4 protein-coding genes are annotated in these 4,123 nt (G+C 68.9%); 2 read left to right on the top strand and 2 right to left on the bottom strand.

Annotated elements, in window-relative coordinates:
- Nucleotides 1-343: 343 nt before the first annotated feature.
- Nucleotides 344-1,498, top strand: coding sequence for a glutathione-independent formaldehyde dehydrogenase (locus C1I97_RS32740; protein WP_111006661.1), 1,155 nt, complete (start codon nucleotides 344-346; stop codon nucleotides 1,496-1,498).
- Between the two features lie 166 nt (nucleotides 1,499-1,664).
- Here C1I97_RS32740 and C1I97_RS42010 read toward each other — a convergent pair whose 3' ends face one another.
- Complete coding sequence (locus tag C1I97_RS42010) at nucleotides 1,665-1,796, bottom strand: hypothetical protein (RefSeq protein ID WP_258382846.1); 132 nt, start codon at nucleotides 1,794-1,796, stop codon at nucleotides 1,665-1,667.
- Between the two features lie 823 nt (nucleotides 1,797-2,619).
- The gene (locus C1I97_RS32735; protein WP_441349178.1) at nucleotides 2,620-2,874 is read right to left on the bottom strand and encodes an integrase core domain-containing protein; all 255 of its coding nucleotides are present in this window, start codon (nucleotides 2,872-2,874) and stop codon (nucleotides 2,620-2,622) included.
- A gap of 106 nt (nucleotides 2,875-2,980) precedes the next feature.
- On the opposite strand from C1I97_RS32735, the gene C1I97_RS32730 reads away from it, so the two are divergent.
- A complete protein-coding gene (locus C1I97_RS32730) occupies nucleotides 2,981-4,099 on the top strand; it encodes an IS701 family transposase (RefSeq protein ID WP_258382845.1) in 1,119 nt (372 codons plus the stop codon).
- The last annotated feature ends 24 nt before the right edge of the window (nucleotides 4,100-4,123 follow it).

Genomic DNA, 4,123 nt, shown 5'->3' with positions numbered 1-4,123 from the left:
GGAGGGCGTGTGTGTGCTTCCCGGCTCCGTCCGCGCAGACCAGGCAGGGGCGCCCCGCCACGAGTGGGCCTCTTTCTTCCCGGGCCTCCCACAGACAGGCTCCCCGGGGGCGTTCCGTCCACAGGTTGACAGGCCTGATGGGGGTGGGAGGGTGGAAGAGCGGTGGCGCGGCAGTGGTCACCGAAGGCCGAGGGCCTTACGGGACACAGGATTGTTCCGGCGCCCGAGCGGGACGAGCCCGCGCGCGGGTCTCCCGCCGCCCGAGTCATACCGGAGCGCCCCGATCCCACACGCAGCACCTGCATGCCGGCCATCGTGTGGCGAAGCAATCCAAGGGGAAGCCATGAAGGCTGTTGTCTATGAAGGACCGCGCACCGTCAGCGTGAAGGATGTCCCCGACGCGCGCATCGAACGGCCCACCGATGTGCTGGTGAAGATCACCAGCACCAACATCTGCGGTTCGGACCTGCACATGTACGAGGGCCGCACCGACTTCGAGCAAGGACGGATCTTCGGCCACGAGAACCTCGGAGAGGTGACCGAGGTCGGCTCCGGGGTCGACAAGGTCAGGGTCGGGGACCTGGTCTGCCTGCCGTTCAACATCAGCTGCGGCTTCTGCCAGAACTGCGAGCAGGGGCTGACCGCATTCTGCCTGACCACTGCCGACAACCCGAAGACGGCCGGTGCCGCCTACGGCTTCGCCGACATGGGCCCGTACAGCGGCGGGCAGGCCGAACTGCTGCGCGTGCCCTACGGTGACCACAACTGCCTGGTCCTGCCGGAAGAGGCCCGGGAGCGGCAGACCGACTACGTGATGCTCTCCGACGTCTTCCCCACCGGTTGGCACTGCACGGAACTCGCCAGGGTACAGCCCGGCGACACCGTGGTGATCTACGGTGCCGGCCCGGTCGGCCTGATGGCCGCACTGTCGGCGAACCTCAAGAGTGCATCCAAGGTCATGGTCGTGGACCGCCACCCGGACCGCCTCGCGCTGGCCGAGCAGATCGGGGCCATTGCCGTCGACGACTCCAAGACCTCGCCCGTCGACCAGGTCAACGAGCACACAAACGGGCTCGGGGCGGACCGGGGCTGTGAGTGCGTGGGCTACCAGGCCCACGACCCCCAGGGCCATGAGCACCCCAACATGACGCTGAACAGCCTGGTGGAGTCGGTGAAGTTCACCGGCACCATCGGCGTGGTCGGCATCTTCATCCCCCAGGACCCCGGCAGCCCCGACAAGCTGTACAAGCAGGGCGAATTCGCCTTCGACTACGGCCTGTTCTGGTTCAAGGGCCAGTCGGTCGGCAACGGGCAGGCCAACATCAAGGCCTACAACCGCCAGCTGTGCAAACTGATCCAGCAGGGCAAGGCCACACCGTCCTGGATCGTCTCCCACGAACTCCCCCTGGACCGGGCCCCCGAGGCCTACCAGCACTTCGACGCCCGTGACAACGGATGGACCAAGGTCGTCCTGCACCCCGACGGCGGCACCCGCTGAACCATGGAGCCGCCGGAAGCGACCGACCCGGACCGGTGCCCACCGCAATGAGACACCGGCCCCGCAACACGCCTCCCGACCGCCCCCGACCCACGCCCGCGGCCGACGGCACACCGCCGCCGGCCGCGGACGAGGCCGTCGTCCAAGGCGACGACCTCAAAGCAGCTCAGTATCGCCGGACCCGACGGCGCCGCAGCTCGGTGGTCCGGGCCGGGTCCGGCGCGGCCAGGGCCTCGTAGGTGCGGTGCCAGTCCGTCTGGAGCTGCATCAGGTCCGGGGGAAAGATCGCGTGCTCCATACCCGCCATTAGACCGTGTGTTCGATTTACAGGCCAAGTTTGGCGGGGCAGCATCACCCCTCCTGGTGACCGGCCAGGTTCCCGGCCGGACCGTCGGCCAGCTCGGGCGCCGCAGTGATGCGCCGGCCCACCACGACGGGGCCAGCCGCCCGTATCCGACAGCGGGAGGAATCGTTGAGCAGGCCATCGCGTGCATGAAGATCCGCCCCCTCGCGGATACGCGAACACCGTGAGGGCCCGAACCAACCCCTCCCCGGCTTCGGGCCCTCACCCACGTCCGGCCACACCCACCCGACCAGGCATGGACGGATCTGCGGTCGACGCCGGCGCCGCCATGCTCGGGGTTGGTCGGGTGGCGGGCGTTCCGTCTGGTCGGGCCCGTGGCCAGGGCGGGCCCCTCAGGGGACCGGACAGGCCCGGCGTCAGGGGCCCGCTTGCCCTGCATGGCACCCCCGCCTCAACCAGGACCGCCCAGACCCCGACCACAGCAGGTGAGCGCCTTGCGTAACCCGTCCGGCCGGAAATGCGCAGCCCGGCGCTCATTGCGCAGCGAATCCAGCTTGAGCTGAGGCGCTGATCGGCCGGTGACCCCGCTCCGGTACGGCACCCGGCCAGGGCGCCACGAGTCCGACCATGGGGCCGGCCACAGCAGTGTCAGCACATTGCGCGGGCGCCGACCGCGCCTGGGCGGGGACGGCGGCGGGATGTCCACCGGCTGGATGGCCAGGTACCAGGAGCCGCCGCCAAAGTCCTCTCGGATGACCAGGAAGCCGGGGCCGGGCAGACACTCTGAAGTTCCCCCCTGATCATGGACAGCGGATGTTTACGCTGCGGGGGCGAGGTCTTGGGTCACCAGAGCTCTGGTTTCGAGCGGGGTGACGTAGCCGTACTCGGGGTGCTTGCGCAGGCGGGTGCGGTTGTACTCGACCTCGATGAAGCGGAAGATGTCGGCGCGGGCGGCCTCGTGGGACTCCCAGACGGTGGTCCCGATCTCCGCTTTCAGCAGGCCGAAAAAGCTTTCGGCCGCGGCGTTATCGTAACAGGAGCCCGTTCTTCCCATGCTCTGCCTCAGCTTCAACTCCCTGATCAAACACGGCAGTTGTAAGTCGTGATCGTCGAGGTGTCCGCGCAGGTCAGGGAGGTAGCCGCGGGTGCGGGAACGGCCACCGTGATCATGAGCGTTTGTGACGACGTTCAACGATCAGGTGGCCGCGGAGGCCACGATAGCCGAGCAGGTGTGGACGACGGCGTTCGGGACGCTGATGGTCGAGGTCGCCGCCTGTTTCCCGCGCCGCGACTCGCGGCTGTTGGCGCGGGAGATGACCGAGGCGATGCTGATGGAACTGGAGCGGCGCAACTGCTGGACGCTCGCCGAGGCGCTCGGCCACGACGGGCCGTGGCGGCTGCAGCACTTCCTCTCCCGCGGTTCATGGGACCACGACCTGGCCCGCGACCGGCTGGCTTCCTGGGCCACGCGTGAACTCGACGACGACCAGGCGGTGTTGGTGGTCGATGAGACGGGGGACGAGAAGTCCTCCACCGACTGCGTCGGCGCGGCCCACCAATACTCCGGCGCGCTGGGCGGGGTGGGCCTGTGCCAGGTCGCGGTGCACCTGACCTACGCCACCCCGCGCGGCCACGTGCTCATCGACCGGGAGTTGTACCTGCCCGCCGCCTGGGCGCAGGACGAGGAGCGTCGCCTGCTGCGGCACGTGCCCGACGAGGTCTGTTTCGCCACCAAGCCCCAACTCGCCGCCGTCATGCTGCATCGCGCCCGTGAACTGGGCATACGTGCCCGCTGGTTCGCCGGCGACGAGGTCTACGGCAGCCTCGAACTGCGCCGCACCGCCCGGACCCTCGGCTTCGACTACGCCCTGGCCGTCAAGGCCGACCACACCGCCGCCACCGCCGCGGGCCGCTTCACTGCCGCCCGACTCGCGGCGAAGGTCCCGGCGAAGTCCTGGATGCGGATGCGCACCGGGCACGGGCTGAAGGGCGACCGGCACTACGACTGGGCGCTGATCGAGGTCCGCCCCGACGACACCCCCGCCGAGGGCGAGGCAGCCGGGCACGCCTTCGTCGTCGTCCGCCGCCACCGCTACACCCGTGAACTGTCCTTCTACCGTTGTCACTCCACCACCCCCGTCAGCCTCGCCGGCCTCGTGACCGTCATCTGTGCCAGGTGGAGGATCGAGGAGGACTTGTGCGCCACGAGGCGCTCTGCCGTATTCCCGGCCCAGCCGGGAGGAATTGGAGGGAGGTTCCTGGGTTCGATGGCTGACCTGATGCCGAAAGGCTTATAGGGACAAGAGCATGCCAGGAAACCA

The organism is Streptomyces sp. NTH33 (assembly GCF_003236365.1).
Taxonomy (GTDB): Bacteria; Actinomycetota; Actinomycetes; order Streptomycetales; family Streptomycetaceae; genus Streptomyces.
The sequence above is the reverse complement of the archived record's forward strand: the minus strand, read 5'-3'. Positions and strand labels throughout refer to the sequence as shown.